The sequence below is a fragment of the Microbacterium sp. NPDC058269 genome (genome assembly GCF_042881445.1).
Lineage (GTDB): Bacteria > Actinomycetota > Actinomycetes > Actinomycetales > Microbacteriaceae > Microbacterium.
The window spans coordinates 82,858-105,173 of sequence record NZ_JBHVXT010000005.1 but is presented as its reverse complement, the minus strand read 5'-3'; the positions used below and the strand labels follow the sequence as shown (position 1 = coordinate 105,173).

The 22,316-nt window shown below is 69.5% G+C and carries 20 protein-coding genes; 9 read left to right on the top strand and 11 right to left on the bottom strand.

All coding sequences use genetic code 11. From position 1 onward, the window contains the following. Position 1 precedes the first annotated feature (1 nt). Positions 2-682 (bottom strand): MtrAB system response regulator MtrA, encoded by a 681-nt coding sequence (gene mtrA / locus ACFVWL_RS18690; RefSeq protein ID WP_136043429.1) that lies wholly within the window; start codon positions 680-682, stop codon positions 2-4. A 98-nt stretch (positions 683-780) separates the two neighbouring features. Between mtrA and ACFVWL_RS18685 the strand changes: the two genes are divergently transcribed. The 5 genes from ACFVWL_RS18685 to ACFVWL_RS18665 are packed head-to-tail and all read left to right on the top strand — an operon-like array spanning position 781 to position 6,306. Beyond that, positions 781-2,160, top strand: coding sequence for a glycerophosphoryl diester phosphodiesterase membrane domain-containing protein (locus ACFVWL_RS18685; RefSeq protein WP_387186096.1), 1,380 nt, complete (start codon positions 781-783; stop codon positions 2,158-2,160). Then, positions 2,157-2,798, top strand: coding sequence for a DUF4129 domain-containing protein (locus ACFVWL_RS18680; protein ID WP_387186093.1), 642 nt, complete (start codon positions 2,157-2,159; stop codon positions 2,796-2,798). The genes ACFVWL_RS18685 and ACFVWL_RS18680 overlap by 4 nt, the downstream gene beginning before the upstream one ends. Then, a complete protein-coding gene (locus tag ACFVWL_RS18675; RefSeq protein WP_387186090.1) occupies positions 2,795-4,030 on the top strand; it encodes a DUF4350 domain-containing protein in 1,236 nt (411 codons plus the stop codon). Before ACFVWL_RS18680 ends, ACFVWL_RS18675 begins: the two co-directional genes overlap by 4 nt. A gap of 44 nt (positions 4,031-4,074) precedes the next feature. Further along, the gene (locus tag ACFVWL_RS18670; RefSeq protein WP_208323723.1) at positions 4,075-4,998 is read left to right on the top strand and encodes a MoxR family ATPase; all 924 of its coding nucleotides are present in this window, start codon (positions 4,075-4,077) and stop codon (positions 4,996-4,998) included. Then, the gene (locus ACFVWL_RS18665) at positions 4,999-6,306 is read left to right on the top strand and encodes a DUF58 domain-containing protein (protein ID WP_387186087.1); all 1,308 of its coding nucleotides are present in this window, start codon (positions 4,999-5,001) and stop codon (positions 6,304-6,306) included. Positions 6,307-6,353: 47 nt separating this feature from the next. On the opposite strand, the gene ACFVWL_RS18660 is transcribed toward ACFVWL_RS18665, so the two are convergent. After that, positions 6,354-7,346, bottom strand: coding sequence for a stage II sporulation protein M (locus tag ACFVWL_RS18660; RefSeq protein ID WP_387186085.1), 993 nt, complete (start codon positions 7,344-7,346; stop codon positions 6,354-6,356). A 16-nt stretch (positions 7,347-7,362) separates the two neighbouring features. On the opposite strand from ACFVWL_RS18660, the gene ACFVWL_RS18655 reads away from it, so the two are divergent. Next, positions 7,363-8,172, top strand: a complete 810-nt coding sequence (locus ACFVWL_RS18655; protein ID WP_387186082.1) for an RDD family protein — start codon at positions 7,363-7,365, stop codon at positions 8,170-8,172. Positions 8,173-8,190: 18 nt separating this feature from the next. Here ACFVWL_RS18655 and ahcY read toward each other — a convergent pair whose 3' ends face one another. From ahcY to ACFVWL_RS18630, 5 genes are all read right to left on the bottom strand, one after another. Next, positions 8,191-9,636, bottom strand: coding sequence for an adenosylhomocysteinase (gene ahcY, locus ACFVWL_RS18650; protein ID WP_387186080.1), 1,446 nt, complete (start codon positions 9,634-9,636; stop codon positions 8,191-8,193). Positions 9,637-9,679: 43 nt separating this feature from the next. Beyond that, on the bottom strand, positions 9,680-10,894 hold the full coding sequence (locus ACFVWL_RS18645) for an ABC transporter permease (protein ID WP_387186077.1): 1,215 nt from the start codon (positions 10,892-10,894) through the stop codon (positions 9,680-9,682). Next, on the bottom strand, positions 10,891-11,643 hold the full coding sequence (locus ACFVWL_RS18640; protein ID WP_387186074.1) for an ABC transporter ATP-binding protein: 753 nt from the start codon (positions 11,641-11,643) through the stop codon (positions 10,891-10,893). The genes ACFVWL_RS18645 and ACFVWL_RS18640 overlap by 4 nt, the downstream gene beginning before the upstream one ends. Next, positions 11,640-12,566 carry an efflux RND transporter periplasmic adaptor subunit gene (locus ACFVWL_RS18635; protein ID WP_387186071.1) on the bottom strand — a complete coding sequence of 309 codons (927 nt, stop codon included), beginning with the start codon at positions 12,564-12,566 and terminating at the stop codon, positions 11,640-11,642. The genes ACFVWL_RS18640 and ACFVWL_RS18635 overlap by 4 nt, the downstream gene beginning before the upstream one ends. Positions 12,567-12,678: 112 nt before the next feature. After that, positions 12,679-12,885, bottom strand: coding sequence for a DUF3499 family protein (locus tag ACFVWL_RS18630; RefSeq protein WP_387186068.1), 207 nt, complete (start codon positions 12,883-12,885; stop codon positions 12,679-12,681). A 78-nt stretch (positions 12,886-12,963) separates the two neighbouring features. Between ACFVWL_RS18630 and ACFVWL_RS18625 the strand changes: the two genes are divergently transcribed. Further along, positions 12,964-13,392, top strand: a complete 429-nt coding sequence (locus tag ACFVWL_RS18625) for a hypothetical protein (protein ID WP_387186066.1) — start codon at positions 12,964-12,966, stop codon at positions 13,390-13,392. Positions 13,393-13,422: 30 nt separating this feature from the next. Here ACFVWL_RS18625 and ACFVWL_RS18620 read toward each other — a convergent pair whose 3' ends face one another. The 4 genes from ACFVWL_RS18620 to manA all read right to left on the bottom strand — a co-directional run bounded on the left by ACFVWL_RS18620 (position 13,423) and on the right by manA (position 19,527). After that, positions 13,423-14,808, bottom strand: coding sequence for a DUF5719 family protein (locus tag ACFVWL_RS18620; RefSeq protein WP_387186064.1), 1,386 nt, complete (start codon positions 14,806-14,808; stop codon positions 13,423-13,425). Next, positions 14,805-17,819, bottom strand: coding sequence for a glycosyltransferase (locus ACFVWL_RS18615; protein WP_387186062.1), 3,015 nt, complete (start codon positions 17,817-17,819; stop codon positions 14,805-14,807). The genes ACFVWL_RS18620 and ACFVWL_RS18615 overlap by 4 nt, the downstream gene beginning before the upstream one ends. A gap of 92 nt (positions 17,820-17,911) precedes the next feature. Continuing rightward, the gene (locus ACFVWL_RS18610) at positions 17,912-18,232 is read right to left on the bottom strand and encodes a WhiB family transcriptional regulator (RefSeq protein ID WP_081603945.1); all 321 of its coding nucleotides are present in this window, start codon (positions 18,230-18,232) and stop codon (positions 17,912-17,914) included. 149 nt (positions 18,233-18,381) lie between these two features. Further along, positions 18,382-19,527 (bottom strand): mannose-6-phosphate isomerase, class I, encoded by a 1,146-nt coding sequence (manA, locus tag ACFVWL_RS18605; protein ID WP_387186059.1) that lies wholly within the window; start codon positions 19,525-19,527, stop codon positions 18,382-18,384. A gap of 68 nt (positions 19,528-19,595) precedes the next feature. Here manA and ACFVWL_RS18600 point away from each other — a divergent pair, with 68 nt between their 5' ends. Beyond that, positions 19,596-21,011, top strand: a complete 1,416-nt coding sequence (locus ACFVWL_RS18600) for an O-antigen ligase family protein (RefSeq protein WP_387186056.1) — start codon at positions 19,596-19,598, stop codon at positions 21,009-21,011. Further along, positions 21,008-22,306: an O-antigen ligase family protein gene (locus tag ACFVWL_RS18595; protein ID WP_387186053.1), complete on the top strand. Its 1,299-nt coding sequence runs from the start codon at positions 21,008-21,010 to the stop codon at positions 22,304-22,306. The genes ACFVWL_RS18600 and ACFVWL_RS18595 overlap by 4 nt, the downstream gene beginning before the upstream one ends. Positions 22,307-22,316: the final 10 nt, after the last annotated feature.

Genomic DNA, 22,316 nt, shown 5'->3' with positions numbered 1-22,316 from the left:
CCTAGCCGACGCTCCCGGCGCGATAGCCCACGCCGCGTACCGTCATGACGATCTTCGGGTTGTCCGGGTCGAGTTCGACCTTGGCGCGCAGGCGCTGGACATGGACGTTCACCAGTCGCGTGTCGGCCTTGTAGTGGTAGCCCCATACCTGTTCGAGCAGCATCTCGCGGGAGAACACCTGCTGGGGCTTCGATGCGAGCGCGACGAGAAGCTGGAACTCCAGCGGCGTCAGCGCGATCGGCGCAGTGCCTCGCCGGACCTCGTGCGCGTCGACATCGACCGTGAGATCACCGACACGGAGCTGCTCGCTCGTGGTCTGCGGTGTCGGACGAAGCCGGGTGCGGATGCGCGCGACCAGTTCCTTGGGATTGAAAGGCTTGACCATGTAGTCGTCCGCGCCCACCTCGAGTCCGCGGACGACGTCGGCCGTGTCGCTGCGTGCGGTGAGCATGATGATCGGCACGCCTGATTCGGCACGGATGCGCGTGCAGATCTCGATACCGTCCATGCCGGGGAGCATGAGATCGAGCAGCACGAGGTCAGGTCGCTGCGCTCGCCACTCATCGACGGCGCGCGCACCGTCCGCGCAGAAAACCGGCTCGAAGCCTTCGGTCCGAAGCACGATCCCGATCATCTCGGCGAGCGCGGTGTCGTCGTCGACCACGAGAATACGTGAGGTCATAAGAGTTACCTTATGGCACCGAGTCCCAGCGATCCCAGGTCTGCGCACCGCGTATGGGATATGACACGATGGGAGCGCGCGATGGAGAGGGAGTGCCTGTGACCGGACAGACGTGGACGCCTGCCCCGAAGAAGGGCATCATCCCCCTTCACCCGCTCTCGTTCGGAATGCTTCTAGGAAAGGCCTTCGCGGCGCTGCGACACAACCCGAAGGTGCTGTTCGGCTTCGCCGTCGTCATCCAGCTCGTCGTGGTGGTCGTCACCGCCGTGGTCATGGGCGTCGTGCTCTTCACAACGTTCAGCCGCCTGGAGACCGTCTCCCCCTCTTCTCCGGACTTCGAAGCGGTGATGGCCGGAACCATCGCGGTGAACCTCATCGCCGGTCTCGTCGTGGGCGTCGCCTCGATCGCGTTCACGGCGATGATGCAGGGCGTCGTCGCCGCGGAGATCGGATACGCCGCGATCGGCGTCAAGGCGACGCTGCGGATGCTGTGGCGCCGGATGGCCCCGGCATTCTGGCGACTCGCCGGCTTCGCCTCGCTGTCGGTGGTGGCCGTGTTCGGCATCTTCATCATCGCCGCCGTCATCATCGCGGGCTTCATCGCCGGGGGCATGGGCGGCAGCGTCGAGATGGTCGGCGTCGTCGTGCTCGTGGTGATCGTCATCGTGCTCGCCTGTATCCCCTTGGCGGTGTGGCTCACGACGAAGCTGCTGCTCGTGCCATCCATCCTGGTGCTCGAGCGTGCGCGTTTCCGCGATGCCTTCGTGCGCTCCTGGCGGCTCACCCGCGGACGATTCTGGGTCGCGTTCGGAGTGACATTCCTCATCAGCGCCATCATGGGCATCGCGGCGCAGGTCGTCAGCGTCCCCGCCACGTTGCTCGGCTCCCTCCTCGGCTCCGTGGTCGCGCCCACGGGAGCCGAGGACCCCAGCGCTGTCGTCGCCTTCGTCGTGACCCTCATCGCCCCACAGATCCTGCTCCTCGTCATCCAGGCGATCACCCTGGTAGTGCAGAGCACCGGCTCAGCGCTCGTCTACCTCGACTGCCGGATGCGCTACGAGGGGCTGGACCAGACGCTCATCGCGTACGTGGAGCGCCGCGACCTCGGCTGGACCGATGAACAGCAGGACGACCCGTTCCGCGTCGACCCCTCGCGTGCCGTCTCCTCTGCACCGCCGCCCCGTCAGGTACCAGAGCACGTCATGATGTCACAGGGGTACGGGTACCCGCCTCACGGTGCACAGTACCCGGCACAGGGCTATCCGGCACAGGGCTATCCGGTACAGGGCTATCCAGCACAGTCCCCCGCGCAGCCGCAGGCCGGAGCGCCTGTCCCCCCGCCTTCCGCCGCCTTCCCCCCGCCGCCTCCCGCGCCGACCGCGGGTTCCGCCGGATCCCCGACGCCGAGCAACCCCGGCGCCGGAGCCGCTCCCGATGACGCGGGCTGGACCGCGCCCGGCACCGACGGCTCCGCATGATCCGACGGTTCGACGATCTCTTCGTCCCCGATGGGGACGAAGCTCGGCGCTGGGCGGAGGAAGAGCTTTCCAACCCACGCTACGCCGATGCGAAGCCCACGTGGTTCGACCTCCTGGCGCGTGACATCGGCCGTTTCCTGGCCGACCTGTTCAGCTCGGGCAACGGTGCAGGCATCGGGCCGTCCGCGCTCATCATCGTCACCGTCATCATCGCGGCCGCGCTGATCGCCGCGCTCATCATCTGGGGCCGTCCGCGCAGCTCCCGCGCGGTCAAGCGGGTCACGGGCGACCTCCTCGGAGCGGCCGACGATCGCAGTGCCGCGCAGTTGAGATCCGACTCCGACCGGGCCGCTCGCGAACGCGACTGGGACTCGGCGACGGTCCTCCGCTACCGGGCCATCGCGCGCAGCCTGCGGGAGCGCGATCTGATCGATCCGGCACCCGGCGCAACGGCCCAGTCGATCGCCCGCGAGGCGAGCACGGTGTTCGCCGACGAGGCGGGCGCGATGCGGCGCGCTGCCGTCTCCTTCGACGACGTCCGCTACCTCGGGCACTCTGCGACCCCGGAGACGTATCGGGAACTCGTCGACACCGACGACCGGATCCGCGCACGTCGCCCCGAGGGAGTGCCGGCGTGACCGTGATCGATCACGAGCCCGCCGCCTCGTCCGCGGCCGCCCCCTCCACGGCCGAGCGCCGCCCGAGCCGAGCGAAGACGATCATCGGCTGGACGATCGTCGCCGCCCTCGTCCTGCTCGTCGCCGTGGTCGGGCTTCGTGTCGCGGTGACCGCGCCCGGCGCGCGCGGAGCGCTCGATCCCGAGGCGCGCGACGATGCCGGTGCCCTCGCGCTCGCGGACATCCTGCGTGATCAGGGTGTGGAGGTCGACATCCGTCGCTCGCGTGCCGAGGCGCGCGCCGCGATCGACGAGAACACGACACTCGTGATGGCAAACCCCTACACACTCACCGACGAAGCCCTGGAGACGCTCACCGAACCTGCGACGCGCGTCGTGTTCCTCTCCACGAGCACACACCTGCTGAACGAGATCGGCATCGGCCAGAACGCCGCGGGAACGCTGTCGGCTGCGGCTCCGGACTGCGACGTCGCCGAGTTCGCAAAGGTCGGGACGATCCGCGCCGACCGCCTGTTCACTCCCGCAGACGGTGTGCAGGCCTGTTTCGGGGACGCCGAGGGTGCGGCCGTGCTCGTCGACCGCCGCACCGACCCCCAACGGGTGGTCGTGGAGGGCACGAGACTCTTCAGCAATGCCTATCTCACCGAGAACGGCAACGCCGCCCTCGGCCTCGCCCTGCTCGGTCAGACCGACCGCGTCGTCTGGTACGTCCCGAGCTTCGCAGACTCCGACATCGAAGCCGAGCCGATCGACACGCTCGGCAGCCTCACACCCCCCTGGCTCACGCCTGCGATCCTGCTCCTGATCGCTGCGGGGATCGCTGCGGCCATCTGGCGCGGTCAGCGGTTCGGCCCCCTCGTCGCCGAGACCCTGCCGGTCACCGTGCGCGCGTCGGAGACCATGCACGGACGCGCGCGTCTCACAGCACGCGCCGCGGATGCGCCGCACGCTGCACAGGCACTCCGCGAAGGGACGCAGCGACGACTCGCCCGCCGACTCGGACTCGCCGTCCATGCCGGAGCCGATGAGGTCGCGGATGCGGCCTCCGACCGGCTGCGGATCCCGCGCGGCACGCTCCAGGCGCTGCTGGCTGGCCCCCTCCCCGAAAAGGACGCCGAGCTGGTCGACCTCGCCAGACGCCTCGACCAGCTCGAGACGGCCGTGGACGACAGCACCCGCACCGCTCGATCAGAACCGACCACCCATCCCCGGGAAGCAGAGGGAAACACGTGACCGTTGAGAACCATCCCACCGACGACGCCGCGCTGCGTCAGGCCATGCACCGCGTGCGCACCGAGGTCGACAAGGCGGTCGTTGGTCAGGCCGGCACCGTCACCGGACTGCTCGTGTCGCTCCTCGCGCGCGGCCACGTGCTCCTCGAGGGCGTCCCCGGTGTCGCCAAGACCCTGGTCGTCCGCTCGTTCGCCCGGGCCCTCGGCCTCGACACCAAGCGCGTCCAGTTCACTCCCGACCTGATGCCCGGCGATGTCACCGGCTCGCTCGTGTACGACGCGCGCACCGGCGAGTTCGACTTCCGCGCCGGCCCAGTGTTCACGAACATCCTGCTCGCGGACGAGATCAACCGCACGCCGCCGAAGACCCAGGCCGCGCTCCTGGAAGCCATGGAGGAGCGCCAGGTGTCGGCCGATGGTGTCAGCCGTCCGCTGCCCGACCCGTTCCTGGTGGCCGCGACGCAGAATCCCATCGAGCACGAGGGCACGTACTCCCTGCCCGAGGCGCAGCTGGATCGGTTCCTGATGAAGCTCGTCGTGGGCATGCCGGAGCGCGACGCGGAAGTCTCGGTGCTGCGTCGACACGCCGAGGGGTTCTCACCCCGAGAGCTGACCGGTGTGGAGGCGGTCGTCACCGCCGACGAGATCCGCGCAGCACAGCAGGCGGCCGCAGCCGTCGAGGTCACCGACGACGTGCTCGGGTATGTCGTCGACCTCGCTCGCGCGACTCGCCAATCCCCTTCCGTCGAACTCGGCGCCAGCCCACGCGCCTCGACCGGGCTGCTCGCTGCGGCGAAGGCCTGGGCCTGGCTCAACGCCTCCTCTGCGGTCACCCCCGACCACGTGCAGACCATGCTGGTGCCGGTGTGGCGCCATCGCCTCCAGCTCCGGCCGGACGCGCAGATGGAAGGCGTGTCCGCCGACGCGGTACTCACCTCCGTCGTGCAGCAGACCAGGGTGCCGATCTAGGTGTTCGTCACCGGCCGCCTCGCTATCGCCCTCGCCGTCGGCATCATCCCGCTCGTCATCGCCGGACTCGCGGGTTATCCGGCGTACGCGGTTCTCGGCGTTTGGATCGGCCTGTGTCTCCTGCTCGTCGCCCTCGACGTCGCACTCGCCGCCAGCCCGCGGGCGGTCACGGTGAGCCGCAGAGTCCCCAAACGTGTCCGCATCGGAGAGCCGGTCCCGGTGAGCGTGGCCGTGCACAACCACGGCACGAAGGTGCTGAACGCGTTGCTTCGTGATGCGTGGCAGCCCACAGCGGGGGCGCCCGTCGAGCGCCAGCATCTGTCAGTCCCTCCGGGCGAGCGCGGCCGTGTCGCGATCCCGCTGCTTCCCCGCCGACGCGGGGAACTGGTCAGCGAGTTCGTGATGATCCGCTCGCGCGGTCCGCTCGGTATCGCAGGTCGGCAGGCGCGGCATTCCGTTCGCGGGGCGATCCGCGTCCTCCCCGCGTTCTCCTCGCGCAAGCATCTCCCTTCCCGCCTGGCTCGGCTGCGCGAACTGGACGGCAACACCAGCATCCAGGTGCGCGGCCAGGGCACCGAGTTCGACTCGTTGCGCGAGTATGTGCGCGGCGACGACGTGCGCTCGATCGACTGGCGGGCGACGGCTCGCGCAGGAACGACCATGCTGCGCACGTGGCGACCGGAGCGCGACCGCCATGTCGTCATCATCATCGATACCGGGCGCACCGCAGCGGCTCGCGTCGGAGACGGCACCCGGGTGGATGCTTCCCTCGAAGCGGCCCTGCTGCTGGCAGCGCTCGCCTCCCGGGCCGGCGATCATGTGCACCTGCTCATGTACGACAGGGTCGTACGCGGCCGGGTGACGGGGGTCGACGGGGCCGCCCTCCTGCCGGCGCTGACCGACGCCATGGCCCCCGTGCACGCACGGCTCGTCGACACCGACTGGCACGGTGCATTCGCCGCGGTGCGCACTCTCACCACGCGCCCCTCGCTGATCGTGGCCCTCACGGCGCAGGATGCCGCCGAATCGGCTCGTGGATTCCTCGGAGCCTTCCCGAACGCGTCTCGTGCGACGACCGTGCTCGTCGGATCCGTGACCGACGACGGGATCTCCGCGCTCGCGCGCCGTCGCGACTCCCGGGAAGAGGTGTATCTCGCAGCGGCCGCTGAACGGACTCTGCGCGATGCGGAGAACGTCGCCGATGCGATCCGCAGGGTCGGCGGGGAGGCGATCGCCGCCGACCCGGAAGAGCTCCCCCCGAGGATCGCCGACCGGTACCTCGAGCTGAAGGCCGCCGGTCGCCTCTGACGCCGCTCCGAGCGTCTCGGCGAATCAGCTCCGACCGCCGCCGTGCGTCAGCCGACGACCAGTCGCGGTGTGCCCGCTTCGTACTCGACGAGATCGCCGGTCTCGCCCTGTCGATGCGCCCGCCCGCCGATCACCAGCATGTAGATGAGGAACACCGCGAGCGCGGCGGCGCCGATTCCGATCTTCACCGGCCACGGCAGCGCCCAGCCCGTCACGAATCCCTCGACGAGCCCGGCGAGGAAGAGAGCGAAGACCAGGCCCATCGCGACGGTCGCCAGCGCACGCCCCTGCTCGGCGAGCGCTTCCCCTCTCGTGCGACGCCCCGGCGCGACCCAGGCCCAGAAGACGTGCAGACCGGCGGCGGCCGCCACGAAGATGCAGGTCATCTCGAGCATCCCGTGCGGAAGGATGTACAGGACCATGAGGTCGGCCTTGTCGTGGACCGCCATCACCGCGCCCGTGGTGCCGAGTCCCATCGCATTCTGCACGAGCATGTACACCGGCCAGATCCCCGTGACGCCGAACAGCACGCACTGCATCGCGATCCACGCGTTGTTCGTCCACACCATGCCCATGAACACGGCGGCCGGGTTCTCCGTGTAGTACCCGGTGAAGCTCTCGTTCGCGTACTGGTCCAGTGCCGCCGGCGGGCCCAGCGTGGCGACGAGAGCCGGGTCGCTCGCGATCCACGCTGCGGTGCCCACGGCGACCGCGATGAAGGAGATCGCGATGACCAGGGTCGTCCAGCGCAAGCGGTACAGCGCGGCGGGCAGCTGCAGCCGGAAGAACCGGCCCGTCTGAGTGAGGATGCTGTCGGACGCGCCGGTGAGACGCAGCCTCGCACGAACCAGGATGGTCGACAGATACGCACCCTGCGGGGAGTCGCCGACCGACGTCTTCAGCTCGGCGAGATCGGCGGAGGCCGCGCGATATCGCACGATGAGCTCGTCCACCCCGTCACCGTCGAGCCGGGCGCGACTGAGTTCGTCCAACCGCTCCCACTCGGCGCGGCGTGCATCTGTCAGCGCATCGGCATCCACCTGATTTACTGTACTCATGTCCGTCCCGATCGACGTCTCCGACGAGGTGCTGTCCGGCGAAGCCGTCGCGATCGATGTGCAGCCCGTCGGCTTCCTGCTGCGTGCGCTCGGCGCCATCATCGACATGCTCCTCGGATACGCCGTGTTCATCCTGTGGATCTTCCTGCGCATCTGGCTGCTGGATGCCGGCGTGCTCGACGAGACCACCGACCGGATCGCCGTCGTCTCGGCGTTCGTCGTGAGCTTCGTGGTCCTGCCGATCACGATGGAGGTCGCACTGAAGGGGCGCAGCCTCGGCAAGCTCGCGGTCGGAGGACGAATCGTACGCGTGGACGGCGGAGCGGCCGGGTTCCGTCACGCTTTCATCCGCGCCCTCCTCGGTGTGCTCGAGATCTACATGACCTTCGGCGGCATCGCCGTGCTCACCGGCGCTTTCAACGCACGGTCGCAGCGTCTGGGTGACCTCGTCGCCGGAACCTACAGCCAGCGCGTGCGCACCCCGGCACTCGTCTCGCACGTCCCCGTCCTTCCCCCGCCGTTGGCCGGCTGGGCGCAGATCGCCGACGTCGCGCGTCTGCCCGACCGGCTCGCACGCCGGATCTCGCAGTTCCTGCAGAGCGCCCCCCGGATGATCCCGGCGGCCCGGGCGCGCGTCGCTCAGGATCTGCTCGCCGAGGCGAGCCCGTTCGTGTCCCCTCTGCCCTCGGCCCCGCCGGAGCAGGTGCTGATCGGCATCACCGTTCTGCGCCGCGAACGCGAGCGCAGAGCGCTCCAGAACTCCGACGGCCGTGCCGAGCGGCTCACCGGCCGGCGCATCGGCGTCTGAGCACTCCCCCGGTGCTGCTCAGTAGCGGTAGTGCTCGAGCTTGTACGGCCCGTCCACCGGCACCCCGATGTACGCCGCCTGCTCGTCGCTGAGAGTGGTGAGCTGCACACCGAGCGCGTCGAGATGCAGGCGGGCGACCTTCTCGTCGAGCGCCTTGGGCAGCACGTAGACGCCGGTCGGGTAGGCCTTGATGTTCGTGTACAGCTCCAGTTGCGCGAGCACCTGGTTGGTGAACGACGCGCTCATCACGAACGACGGGTGCCCCGTGGCGTTGCCGAGGTTCATCAGGCGCCCCTCGCTGAGCACCAGGACGCTGCGTCCGCTCGGCAGGCGCCACTCGTGCACCTGCGGCTTGATCTCGATCTTCTCCGCGCCCTCGAGCGCTTCGAGACCTGCCATATCGATCTCGTTGTCGAAGTGGCCCACGTTCGCGACGATCGCGAGGTGCTTCAGGGCCTGCAGATGCGCGGTCGTGACCACGTCGCGGTTACCCGTGCCGGTCACCAGGATGTCGACCTCGCCCGCGACATCGAGCAGACGGGCGACCTGGAAGCCGTCCATGGCGGCCTGCAGCGCACAGATCGGATCGACCTCGCTCACGATCACGCGGGCGCCCTGTCCCCGCAGAGCCTCCGCTGCGCCCTTGCCGACGTCGCCATAACCGCAGACGAAGGCGACCTTGCCCCCCATGAGCACGTCCGTGGCACGGTTGAGCCCGTCGGGAAGCGAATGGCGGATGCCGTACTTGTTGTCGAACTTGCTCTTGGTGACCGAGTCGTTCACGTTGATGGCGGGAAAGAGGAGCTCTCCCGCGGCCGCGAGCTCGTACAGGCGATGCACGCCGGTCGTCGTCTCCTCTGTGACGCCGATGAGGCCTGCGGCGAGCCTGGTCCAGCGGTCGGGTGCGGCCGAGAGCGACGCACGCAGCAGGTCGAGGATGATCGAGTACTCGTGCGAGTCGGCGTCGGTCGCTGCAGGCACGACGCCGGTCTTCTCGAACTCGACGCCCTTGTGCACGAGCAGCGTCGCGTCGCCGCCGTCGTCCAGGATCAGGTTGGGGCCGTCGAAGCCCGTCGACGACCAGTCGAAGATCCGATCGGTGCAGGCCCAGTACTCGTCGAGCGTCTCGCCTTTCCAGGCGAAGACCGGAACGCCGGCCGGGGCCTGCACCGATCCGCCGGGGCCGACCACGACCGCGGCTGCGGCCTCGTCCTGCGTGGAGAAGATGTTGCAGCTCGCCCACCGCACCTGGGCGCCGAGCGCCACGAGCGTCTCGATGAGGACGGCGGTCTGCACGGTCATGTGCAGCGAGCCCGCGATCCGAGCGCCCTTCAGCGGCTGCGCCGCGCCGAACTCCTCACGGAGCGCCATGAGCCCCGGCATCTCGTTCTCGGCGAGACGCAGCTGATGACGGCCGGCTTCGGCAAGGGACAGGTCGGCGACGCGGTACTCGAGCTCGGTCATGCGCTCATTCTTCCATCACGACGAGGCCGGCTTCACGCATGTGTCAGAAGCGGATCGCGTCGATGACCTTCACCCGCAGAGCGACCAGCGCGGGGATGAAGCCCGACACCGCGCCGACGATCACCGAGGCGAGGAGTCCGATGAGCGCCGCACGCATCGGGAAGGGCGGAATGTCCTGGATCCCGTAGAACAACGAGGTGATGACCCACTCCGAGCGCAGCACCGCGACGACGATCGCGATCCCGATCACTCCGGCCACGGTCGTCGCGACCAGGCTTTCCAAGAAGACCGCGAAGAAGACACGTCCTGAGCTCGCTCCGAAAGCACGCCGGACGCCGATCTCACGCACCCGCTGACGCATGGCCACGAGCTGGATGTTGATCAGGCTGAGCGCGCCGAGTGCGAGGATCAGCGCGGCGATGCCCCCGGTGATCATCTCGAACGTCGCCTGGGCGTCCAGTGCTCCGGGTTGCGCCGCCCAGTCGGACCTGTTCACCGTGACCGTCTGGCCCTCCGGCAGCCCTGCCCGGAGATCCATCGCGAGCACCGGCGCGATCTCGTCGACCTGTCCCGTCCCCATCCAGATCTCGTACTGCGTCCAAGCATCGGCGGGCAGCGCATCCACGCGGGCGCGGTAGGCCTCGTAGAGCAGATCGACACGGAGCTCCTCATCACCGAAGCCCTGGCGGGGCGTGATGCCGATCACCTGGTAGGTGCCACCGGCCGGGCCGCTGAGCGTGAGGGTCGGATGCTGAGACAGCGGCACGCGTCCCAGGCGATCCCAGAGCGGCTCCGTGATCACGACAGGGGGCGCCATCGCCTCGATGTCCGAGTCGAGGAACCAGCGCCCCTCCACAAGCCGCTCCCGATGGATCTGCGAGAACGCGGGATCCATGACACGCGCGGGAACCTGCGCTATGCCGTCGGGGAGCTGCACGCCGAGGATGAGCCCCTGCGAGATGCGGGCGGTGTGACTGAACCCGAAACGCTCGGAGACACGACTGAAACGCGCATCGAACTCGTCGGCGTCGACGGGGACGCCGTCATCGCTGCTGACGGCGACGACGACGGTCGCTGCACGCCCACCCCAGCGGTCGGACTGCTCCGCCTGGAACTGACGCTGATATTCGGAGAACGCGACGACGGCGGTGAGAGCCCCCACCGACACCGCGATGCCGATCAGGCTCAGCAGCACGCGCAGCTTGTGCACGCGGATCTCCGCCCATGCATCGGAGAGCGCGCCGAGGAAGCCGGTCATCCGATGACCTCCGGAGGCGCAGACGGTACAGAGGCCGCCAGGGTCGAGGCCTCGAAAGCACGGCTGAGGTCCGCGGTCTCCAGGCGTCCGGCGTCGAGCCGGTAGTGTCGACGCGCGCGGGCGGCGACGTGGAGGTCGTGGGTGATGGTGACCAGCGCGGCGTCCGTCTCGGTCGCGACCTCGTCGAGGAGCGACATCACCGATGCGCCGGTATCGATGTCGAGCGCGCCCGTCGGCTCGTCCGCGAGGATCAGCACGGGTCGGCGCACAAGGGCCCGCGCGATGGCGACCCGCTGCTGCTCGCCGCCGGAGAGCTTGTCCGCGATCTGCTCCACACGATGCCCGAGACCGACCCGCTCGAGCATGTCAGCCGCGATCTGCCGACGGTTCCAGAACATCCGGCCCTTGGCATGGCCGAGCGGCATCATGACGTTGTCGATCGCCGTGCGACCGGGGAGCAGGTTGAACTGCTGGAAGACGAAGCCGACGTTGTCCCCGCGCAGACGGTCGAGTCGGCCCGAGCGCATCCGCCCCACCTCCCGCCCCTCGAAGGCGACGGAACCGGACGTGGGGGCATCCAGCATTCCCAGGATGTTGAGAAGCGTCGACTTCCCCGACCCCGACCGCCCCACGATGGAGACGTGGTCTCCGGCACCCACCTCGAGGGTGATCCCGCGGAGGATCTCCAGACGCGAGTCGTCGGCAAGGAGGACGCTCTTGGAGACGTCGTCGAGCGCGACGAGACTCACCAGCTCATCCCGCTGTCGCACTGCTCCACTCCCGGGGAGACCTCGTAGCAGAACTCCTCGACCGGGGCCACGAAGCCGGGCACGAACTGGCGGACGCTGTCGCCTTCCGCCAAGCCCTCTGTCACTTCGACCATGACGCCGTCATTGACGCCGAGGGTCACGGCCCGCTCCTCGGGCTCGGAGCCGTCGCCGGCGTCGACCCAGACCTTGCCGGACCCTGCGCCGCCCTGGACGGCGGTGACCGGAATCACGAGCGCATCGTCGACCTGGCCCAGGGCGAGATCCATCGTCGCGGGGAGCCCGGCGAAGACCGTCTGATCGACGGGGATGGCACAGCGAACGTTCGCCGTGCCCTCGGCCGTCACCTGCACCCCGACCCCGGTGCAGGCGAACGGTGCGGGGCCTCCCGTGATGGCGACCGTCGCCTCCGTCGGCGCGTTGACGAGGCGATACAGCTGCACGGGGTCGACGGTGGCGAGCAGGTGGTACCTCGCCGGCGTGAGCGTGTACGTCTCGATGCCGACCGTGGCGGCCTGGCCCTTGACCACGGCGAACTCCGACACGTCGCCCGCCTCGGGCGCGAGCACGTCGATGTCCTTGCGCGGCTCCTCCTGGCGCACGGTGTAGAGCTTCTGTCCGGCGGCCACCGTCGCTCCCTCCCCCACGTGCACCGCGAGCACTGTGCCGTTGAGTTCACCGCGCACGGTGTAGGCGTCGTCGCGCGCCACGTTCCCGCTGAGACTCAGCGCGTTCACCACCGAACCGCGCTCCACCACCACGACGGGGTCCGTGATCCCGGCTTCCGGGCTGACCACGCTCTCGGCGCGGTCCGGGAAGAAGGCGATCTTGACGAGCGCGGCGGCGCACGCTCCGAAGACCAGAACGAGAAGCAGGGGGAAGATCCAGCGACGCCAGACGATCACGAGTGCCTTTCCGGCCGCGCCGCCCTGGCACGCCTGCGGTCAGCGTATCCAGACTTCGGATCCGCCCCGACGGGTACTGCCGCGTGTCGACACAACGATGTCGGCGTGGAGGTCAGGCGCGGAGGGCCTCGTGACGTACGACGAGCCAGCCCGCGGGGACCGACATCCGATCCGCGTGCGGTGAGCACAGGTCATGGGCTTGGGGATCGTTCGCGGCGCCGAGCGGGCCGAGGGCCGCCATCTGGTCGCCGTAGTCGTAGGTGAGGGTGGCCACGGCCTCTCGCGCGCAGCCGACCTTCGAGCACAGTCGTCCGTCCATCTCCGTCAGCGTACGGCGCAGCCCGCCGCGACGGCGGATGCCGCGCCGAGCCGGCCGGGCACCGCCTAGACTTTCGTCATGCCCCGTCGCCGCGCCACTCACACCTCCGCAGCCCCTCGGCGCGGTGCGCGGCACGGACGGCACGGGCGTCTCGGACGCAGCGAGGTCGTGCGGCCGCCGCTGGCTCCGCTCGACGGCCGCATCGACCGATTCGACCTCACCGTCGGCACCGCCGTCGAGTTCCTCCGCGGCACGTGGCCGGAGCTGCAGGACGTCCGGTTCGAGATCGGAGCGATCCCGGGGTTCGACGCGACGGAAGAGGTGCCGCGCTGGTACCTCGACCGGAAGAACCGGCGTATCGTGCTGTTCCGCCTTCCCATCGAGCGGCTCCTGCCCCCCGGGCACGACGACGCCGCACACCGACGCATGGCGATCGAGAGCGCCGTGTTCCGGGCTGCGGCGGAGTATGTCGGTCGCGAGCCCTGGGATCTCGGCCACGACCACTGACCCTCGGGTCGCCGAGAACCCCGTCCCCGGTCAGGGATAGACCGTGACCGGCTTCTCTCCCCCGGCGCTCGGCTGGACGGGCAGTACTGCGAGCGCGCCGGGGGCGGCGAGGCTCACTGCCGCATGCACCGGAGCGGTCGTCTGCATCCGATAGGTCATCCGGTCCGCGACCTCGATGCCGCCGGTCTCCCCCGCCGGAACGACGATCTCCTGGGACTGGCCGCCGCCCAGGGGCTCGAGCGTGACCGTCGCCTCCCGGTCCGAGGTGTTCGCCACCTGCAGTCGGGCGTCGGGGCCGGCGGGGACAGCGAACACCACATCCACATCGATCTCGGGCGCGGGCATCACCCAGGCGAAATCCGAGTCCAGACCGAATCCGTCCTGTTGTCTGACCCCGGCGATGAGCGGCACGTCGGATTCGATCTCGACCGTGTACTGACCGGGCTCGAGCCCGGAGAGCGACACTTGAGAGGGCAGATCGGCATCCACCGGAACGGTGAACTCATCAGCGGGGCCCGTCGCACCCTGCGCCTGGACCTTCACCTGGACGCGTGCGTCGACACCGGGCGAGAGAACTCGCAGGACCGCCATCTCCGCATCGTCGCCGCTGGCCGCGAACGCCTGCACACCCGTGAACACGAGCTTCTGCTGCGGGCCCGCGACCGAGTCCTGGAGATCGATGCCCGCCGGATCGAGGACGCGTACGAGCGACGACTGGAGAGCGGCCCGCACGGGGGCACCCACCGCGCTCACCTTCACCACGGGCACGTCATTGCCGGTGGCGAACGAGGTGAGGGGCAGCGCTGTCTGCGACCGGGCCGGGACGATGACGGTACGCGTGCTCCGAGCGGGGCCGTAGACCGAGAGAGTAACGGTGGAGGGGACCTCGGCCGCGTTCGTGAGCGTCACGATGTCTTCGGTGCCGGTGTCGATGCTCCCCCCGACCAGCCACGACTCCAACCGCGGCACCCCGCAGGGCAGAGCGGCGTATCCCGCGAGGTCGTCGGCAGCGATCGTGAACGACTCGGATCCGGCGATGAGCGGTGCCGTGCGCCCGTCGACAGGGCCGGTGAGCACCTGCGGATCGCCGGCATCCGGGGTGTCGGTCACCGCGAGGCCCTCCGATGCGGGATCCCCGCCGGTGCCACCCGTCGTGAGACTCGGCGAAGACGCGGAGAGCATATCCAGCGGAGCTGAAGAGTCGCGCCCGAGAGCCCGGAGATCGCCGTTGCAGACGAGGGTGCTGTCGCCCGGAGCGGGAGTGACCACGACCTGAGCGGGCTCGTGCGCGACGACCGGCCACGGGGCGTGCACGGCGGCCGCGACGCCGACCACGCAGGCAGCGACGACGGCGACCCCCGTGATGACACGAGCGCCGGTCGCGACGACTCGGAATGCGCGGTTCCCGTTGCTCATCGGTCCTCCTCGGTCGACGTCGGGTGCTGTTCGTCGTCGCCCGTCGACGTATCGCCGTTCAGTCTGGATGCGTCATCGATCACAGGCTCGGCGATAGGTGCCAGCGCCTCGTCGTTCAGGGCGGGCTCGTCCTGGGGATCCTCGATCGTGCCGACCGGCACGTCCTCGAGGAGCTCCCTGTCCTCCGCATGCCGGGGAAGGACGATCGGCTCGTCGGGCACTCGACCGACGATACGGGACTGGGCACGAGCCGCGCGCCGCGATGCCCGGGTCGGGATCGACAGCAGCAGGGCGGCGAAGACCGCCAGCAGCTGGAGAGTGATCACGAGTCGTGCAGTGCCCTGCTGGGCGGATGTCAGGGACGGCTGCGCGGCGGCTTCGGCCTCCAGCCTCCAGAGCACACCACGGTCGGTGGTCCCCGCATGCACGAGACCGGCGCGCTCATCGATGGAGGCGACCGCCACGGTGCGAAGGGTCCTCGCCTTGTCCCCCTCGCCGGGAACCCGGGCGACCAGTACGTAACTGATGCCCTTCGCCGCCAGCTCTCCCGGGGCGTCGAACTCGCGGGCAGAGAGGAGATCCACAGCCAGACTCGAGATGTCGGACCCCTGCGGCTCGACGGCGGTGGAGATCATGGTCGACTGCGAACCCAGGGTCTCGCTGGCTCCCCAGGCCACCTCTGCGGCGAGTCCACCGTCGTTCTGGGGGGTGAGCACGAGTGTCGCGACCGGCCTATCGCCGGCGGCCTGCGCCGCGACGTACGCCGGCAGCGTCGAATCGGGCCCGTTCGTGAGCGCCGAACGTTCCATGTGCAACGCGCTGAGCGCGGGAACCGCGCAGACCGCCAGCGCCGCCGCCGCGACGACGGCTGCGGCGAACCGCAGCCGAGGAAGGGTGAGGGCGGTGTCCAGGGTGACGAGGGCGGCGCCGACGACGCCGATCCACGCCAGACTCAGACCCGCACCCGGCCAGACCGCGACCGGGGCGCCCTGTGCGAAGCTCACGGTGATGCCGACCGCGAGGAAAGCCGTCGCGAGACCCGAGAGCGCGACGACGAGCAGCGTGATACCCGCCCGCCACCGCGGCGCCACTGCCGCGCCGAGCGCGAGCACGGCGATGGGGGCGCACAGCAACGGTGCCCACACCGCGACGGCCTCGGGGACGACATCCATCCATCCGGCCAGTCCCGACGTCGGGAAACCGCCCGCGAGGGCGATGCGCCCAGTGGCATCCGCTGCGGCCTGAGGGCCGGCCCAGATGAGACCCGGGTCGCCCAGGAGCCCCAACGGGGTGCCGTGGGCGAGCTGCCAGATCACGAGCGGAGCGAAGAGCGCGATGGTCGGCACCGGGAGCCAGAGCAGCCGCCCCGCGCCCCGGAACTGCGCGGTTCCCAACACGATGCCCAGCGCGATGATCCACAGCAGGGCGAGAGCGGGTGCCAGTGACGGGGCACAGGCGATGACGGCGACGAGAAGCAGAGAGGCGCTTCCGGCCGCTCCCCAGGACCTGTGCGCGACCACGGCGCTGTGGAAGAGCCACGGAAGCAGGAGGTGCACCAGCACCGCGGTCGGGCGCCCGTCGACGAGAGCGGTGAGGAAGGTCGGAGCGAGCGCCCATGCTACTCCCGCGAAGATCCGGAGGCCTTCGCGGTCGGTCACGCGCGTGGCGGCGAACCACCCGCCGAGGACGGCGAGCGGGAGGGCGAGGATCCACAGCAGCACCATGGCGAACGACGGACCGGCAGGCCAGAGGGAACCCAGCACCGCCACCACGGCGGCGAAGGGGTCAGCAGGACCGACGAGGCCGAGGGCGACATCGCGCACCCCCCACGCCGCGTCACTCCAGAGCCCGGCGACCGTCTGGCGAAGAGGCAGCAGTGCCCCTCCGCCCAGCGTCGGCCACGCCAGCAGACTGGTGAACGACGCGATGCTGACGACCAACGCCGCGAGCACGGCCCAGGCTCCGCCTCCGGAGAAGAATCGCAGCTCGCTGACCGCGCCTCCTTCGCTGCCGTGGCCGTCGTCCAGACGCCGTCGCATCTCGGACGACGTCACCCGCAGGGGCGTGATGCTGGCCCAGCTGGAAGTCCGGAACGCCCGGATCCCGGCGCGAGAGCGTGCGATCGCGCCGAACCGGAACATCGCGGTGAGGGCTGCACCCCATTCGGGGAGGACGGCCTCCGGCCGCTTTCCGACGAGGTCGGTGACGGAGCGCCACACCGCGAGCGGAAGCAGACTGAGCCAGTGCAGCGGCACGGCGAGCGCGGGAGCGTAGGCGAGGCGCCGGTGGAGCTGAGCCAGACGGGTGACGAAGGCGCGGCGCGATCGGCCGGACGGCAGCGCCGCGGGACCACCAGGCGAGACGGAGACGCGCGCGCTGGGCGCGAGCACGACACGGCCGCCGCCGAGACGCGCGCGGACACCGAGGTCAAGGCCCTCGTCGGCTCCGGCGAGAGCGGGATCCGGCCGCAGGGCGTCGCGGACCTCGCCGCGGATGAGGATGCCGCGCACGTCCGCGCCGAGAGCGTCGTCCGAACGGTCGTGCTGGCCCTGATCGAGCTCCCCTGCCGCGAGCTCGACCGAGCGGCCCAGGGTCGTCATGCTGACGCCGAGCGACACGATCTCGCGATCGTTGTCCGTGGCGACGAGTTTGGGAGCGATGATGGCCGCGGAGGGTGAGCGCTCCAGCGTCCCACTCAGACGCTCCAGCGCCCGCGGGTGCGGAGTCGTGTCCTGCGCGAGCAGCCAGATCGCCGATCCCTCGGGCACCCGGGGCCTGGCGAGTTCCACGGCCTCCGCGAACGACGTGGCGGAACGTGCCTCGATGATCCCCTCGACAGTGCTCGCCACCACCTCGCTCTCGCGCACCGACGACGCATCGCCGCACACGACGAGAGTCACGGCGTCGGCGGGAGTCGTCTGAGCGCGCAGCGCTTCGAGAGTGCGGAGGAGTTGCGCTCGGGAAGAGGATCCAGTGCGCGCGACGATGATGGCGTGAACTCGGGCTGGCATGACGTGGCCAGCCTATGCGGGCGAGAGCCGACGTCAGCGCACTGCATGCGGCGCGCCCGCGAAGCCACCCGACCTCGAGGCGCGGGGCCGATTCAGCTCGCGCGGCGCTTGAGCTTCCGGCGCTCGCGCTCGGAGAGCCCACCCCAGATGCCGAACCGCTCATCGTTGTTGAGAGCGTATTCGAGGCACTCGCCGCGGACGTCGCACGAGGTGCAGATCCGCTTGGCGTCTCTGGTCGATCCGCCCTTCTCCGGGAAGAAGGCCTCGGGGTCCGTCTGCGAGCAGAGCGCATCGCTCTGCCAGGCGAGAGCGTTGTCATCGTCGGCGGCGTCGGTACGTCGAACCCCGGGAACGCCGAGGTTGATCGGATCGACGAACCAGTTCTCCGGTACGTCTGAACGGTAACCCGTCATCTCGATCTCCAACCCTGTCTCCGCCCCCCGGCGGGCCGTGCGCATGACTAATTACACCCGTGTCATTCGCTCCGGTCAAGTCGCGGATCGTAAACCCTCAAGCAGCTGTTTAAAGTTCTTGAGCTGTCTTCGGCGTGTCGTACGCCCGGCTAGGGGCGCGCTACTCGATGTCCGGGGCCGGCGACGAACGCCTCGCCGACACCGGACACGGTGATCGACGTCTCTCCGGGATCGGCGAAGGCGACGGTGCCGACGGCGACAGCGAGCTGCTCGCCGTCGCTCGAGGTGACAGTCACCTGTCCGTCCGTTGCGAGCACCATCGTCGGCCCCGAGACCTCGAGCCTGATCGGGGAACCGTCGACGACGACCCGCTCGAGAGCGAAGTCGGACACAGGAACGGGGTAGGAGATGACCGCTCCCTCGCCAGCCCCCCGCAGCACGGGCACCTCTCCCGGGGTGGTGTCGAGGATCGAGAGGAGCTCCGGGACGTCGATGCGCTTGGGGGTGAGTCCGCCACGCAGGACGTTGTCGCTCGCCGCCATGATCTCCACCCCGAGCCCGGAGAGGTACGCGTGCAGAAGACCGGCGCGCAGGAACACGCCTTCCCCCCGCGTCAGCACGACGTGGTTCATCAGGAGCGCCACGACGACGCCCGGATCGCCCGGATACGTCTCCGCCACACCCGCGATCGCGCGCAGCGTCGCGCTCCACTCCCCCGCGTCAGCCTGCGCCGAGGCCGTGATGATCGCCGCGATGATCTCGTCGACCTCGGTGCGCGCTCCGCCGCCGAGCAGCCAGGCGATCACATCGCGCAGCACATCGCCCTCGGCGCTCAGGCGCGTCCGCAGCTGCTGGACGCCGTCACTGTCATCCAGCGCGTCCAACAGGGTGAGCGTGTCGGAGACCGGACGCAGTCCGCTCAGCGACTCGAATCGCTCGCTGAGCGCCACGAGGAGCTCCGGCTTGTGGTTCTCGTCGCGGTAGTTGCGCTGCGGGTCGTCAGCGGCCAGGCCGCTCTCCCGCGCCCAGCCGTCACGGGCCTGCTCGATCGTCGGGTGCACCTGGATCGAGAGCGGGCGCCCTGCGGCGAGCAGCTTGAGGAGGTAGGGGAGCGTACCTCCGGTGATCTGGTCGAGGGTGCCGCCGCCGGCCACATCGGCGGGGTCGCCGGGATGATCGCCGAACCAGACCTCGGCCTCCGGCGCACCGGTCGGCGTGCGCCCTTCGAGTGCGGCGAGAAGCGAGTCCGATCCCCAGGCGTAGTCGCGGGGCGTGTTCGTGAGGCTCAGCAGCATGCCACCAGCGTAGAGCCGCGCTGCGGCGTTCAGCGACGCCCGGAGCGCGGCGCGGTAGCCTGAACGCGATGGCCCAGTACACGAAGCATCCGGTGTCTGCCCCGCCCACCGCGCCGGAGCGCGAGTCGACGGGGCATCTGATGTTGCGCGGGTATGCGATCCTCGTCCTCTTCGTGACGTTCGCCCACTCCGCGGTCTACAACCTGCTCGGGCAGAACGGCGCCGCGATCACGCTCGGGGTCTTCACCCTGGCCACACTCGCCATCGGCATCCCGATGCTCGCCCGCAACCGCCCGCAGCCGTTCCGCTGGCGTCGACTGCCCTGGACAGCGCTCGGCTACACGACCCTCGCCCTCGTGTCGGTCGCTTGGTCGCAGTGGCGCGGCCCGACGGTCATCACCTGGGTCCTGCTCGCGGCCGTCACCGTCAACGGCCTCTTCATCGCCCACGTGCTCACCTGGCATGAGATCGTGCGGGCACTGTCGTCCGCGTTCAAGTGGATCCTCGGCCTCTCTCTGGCGATCGAGCTCTGGGTCTCCCTGGTGCTGCACGGTCCGCTGCTGCCGAACTTCCTCACCCTGCCGGACGGGAAGATCGACCCCCAGTGGTACTGGGTGCGCGACAACCTGTTCGACGGCGGCAGGATCCAGGGCATCGTCGGCAACGCCAACCTGCTGGCGATCATCTCGCTCTTCGCCATCATCACCTTCGGGGTGCTGTTCGCCGCACGAGCCCGCTGGCGCACCACGCTGGCGCTGTGGATGCTCCTCGCCGCCTACTTCCTGTTCCGGACGGCGTCAGCCACCGCACTCGTGTGCGCGGCCGCAGTCGGCCTGGTCCTCGTCGTCGCGCTCCTGATGCGGCGCGCTCGCACACCCGGCGCCCGCACGCGCATCTATGTGGTCGCCATCGGAGGCACGGCGCTCGCGGCGCTGAGCATCTGGCTGCTTCGAGAGCCGCTGCTGGGGCTTCTCGGGCGCAGTGCCGATCTGACCGGCCGCTCCGACAAGATCTGGACGAAGGTGCTGGAACGCGCGGGCGAGCACCCGGTCTTCGGCAACGGGTTCTCGAGCCCTTGGATCCCCACCGATCCCGCCTTCGACGAGTGGATCACCGATCACGGCATCACCGTGTTCCACGCCCACAACATGTGGTTGGACGTGCTGCTCCAGCTCGGCGTCGTCGGAGTCCTGCTGATGGCCGTCGCATATGGCACGCTGCTGTGGCGCTCCTGGTTCTTCGCCGTCGACCGCCCCCGCTGGGATCTCGACGGTGAGCGGCCGTTCTCCCCGCTGACCTTGCTTCCCAGCCTGTTCACGGTGGTGCTGCTCGTGCAGGGCTTCTCCGAGTCCACTCCGATCATGCTGTGGGGCTGGATGCTGCTGGTGCTCCTGTCGTTCAAGCTCAAATCGGTGCCGCTGGTCGGGGTCGGCGAGCGCGACCTCCTGTTCGAACGCGGCGCTCGGCAGCGGCGGGTGCCGTGACACCGGTGCGTCCGATCGTCCGCCTGCTCGGATCGGTGGAGCTGGCCCGGGCGTTCACGCTCGCGGCGCTGGCTGCGGTGTTCGGGTCGTACGCGATCCGGCAGATGACATCGGCCGTGACACTGGCGACGATCATCGCGGCGCTGTGCCTGATGGGTGCCGCGATCCTCTGGGTCCGTCGGGAAGAGCTCTCGCTGCTGCGCATCGCACCCTCGTCGCTGCTCGCGTTCCTCGCCTGGGCACTCGTGAGCGTGTTCTGGACGACCGACAAGTCCGACACGGTCTTCGGGTGGATGTCACTCTTCGGCTATGCGTTCCTGGCCATCACGATCGGACACATCCGCGACACGCTCCAGACCGTGCGCGCCATCGGGGATACGCTCCGCGTACTCCTGGCCGCCTCGCTCGCCGTCGAGATCCTGTCCGGCGTGCTTCTCGATCTGCCGTTCACCTTCCTCGGCATCCAAGGGAACCTCGCTGCAGGGGGCCCCATCCAGGGTCTCTTCGGCAGTCGCAACATGCTCGGATTCATCGCGGTCATCGCACTGATCACGTTCGTGATCGAGTGGCGCACGCAGTCGGTGAACGCCCCGCTCGCCGTGGTGTCGATCGCGTTGGCCGGCTTCCTGGCCGTGCTCTCGTCCTCGCCGACCGTCCTCGTCCTGGCGGGCGCCGTGGGCGTCGTCACCGTGGCTCTCACGATCGTCCGCCATGCCCCTCCGGAGCGACGCACGATCGTGCAATGGATGCTCGGGGTCGTGGTGACCCTCGCTCTCGCTGCGGGTTTCGTGCTGCGCCACCAGATCATCGCCCTGCTCGACGCCGGCTCCGACTTCTCGCTCCGCGGCTCGCTGTGGAACACCATCCTGGACTTCGTCGCGTTGAAGCCGATCCAGGGCTGGGGCTGGTTCGGCGACTGGGCCCGCGGCGAGTACCCGTTCACGTACATCAACTTCCAGCTCGACGACCGCCATCAGAGCGCGCTGAACGCCTTCTTCGACGTGCTCCTGCAGCTCGGGACCGCCGGCCTGGTGGTGTTCTTGCTTCTGGGCGGTATCGCTCTGATCCGCTCCTGGCTCGTCGCGAGCACCCGCCGCTCGGTCGTCTACGCCTGGACCCCGATCATGCTCGTGACCCTCGCCGTCGACTCGATGTTCGAGAGCTTCACCCTGGTCGGCGCAGGATGGTTCATGCTCGTGCTCTGCGCGCTGCGCGCCGGACAGTCGCGCTCCTGGCGCGAGAACATCGATGCCGCGCACACTGGCGCGATCCCGACGCTGCGGCCTCAGAAGTAGCCGGGAGCGG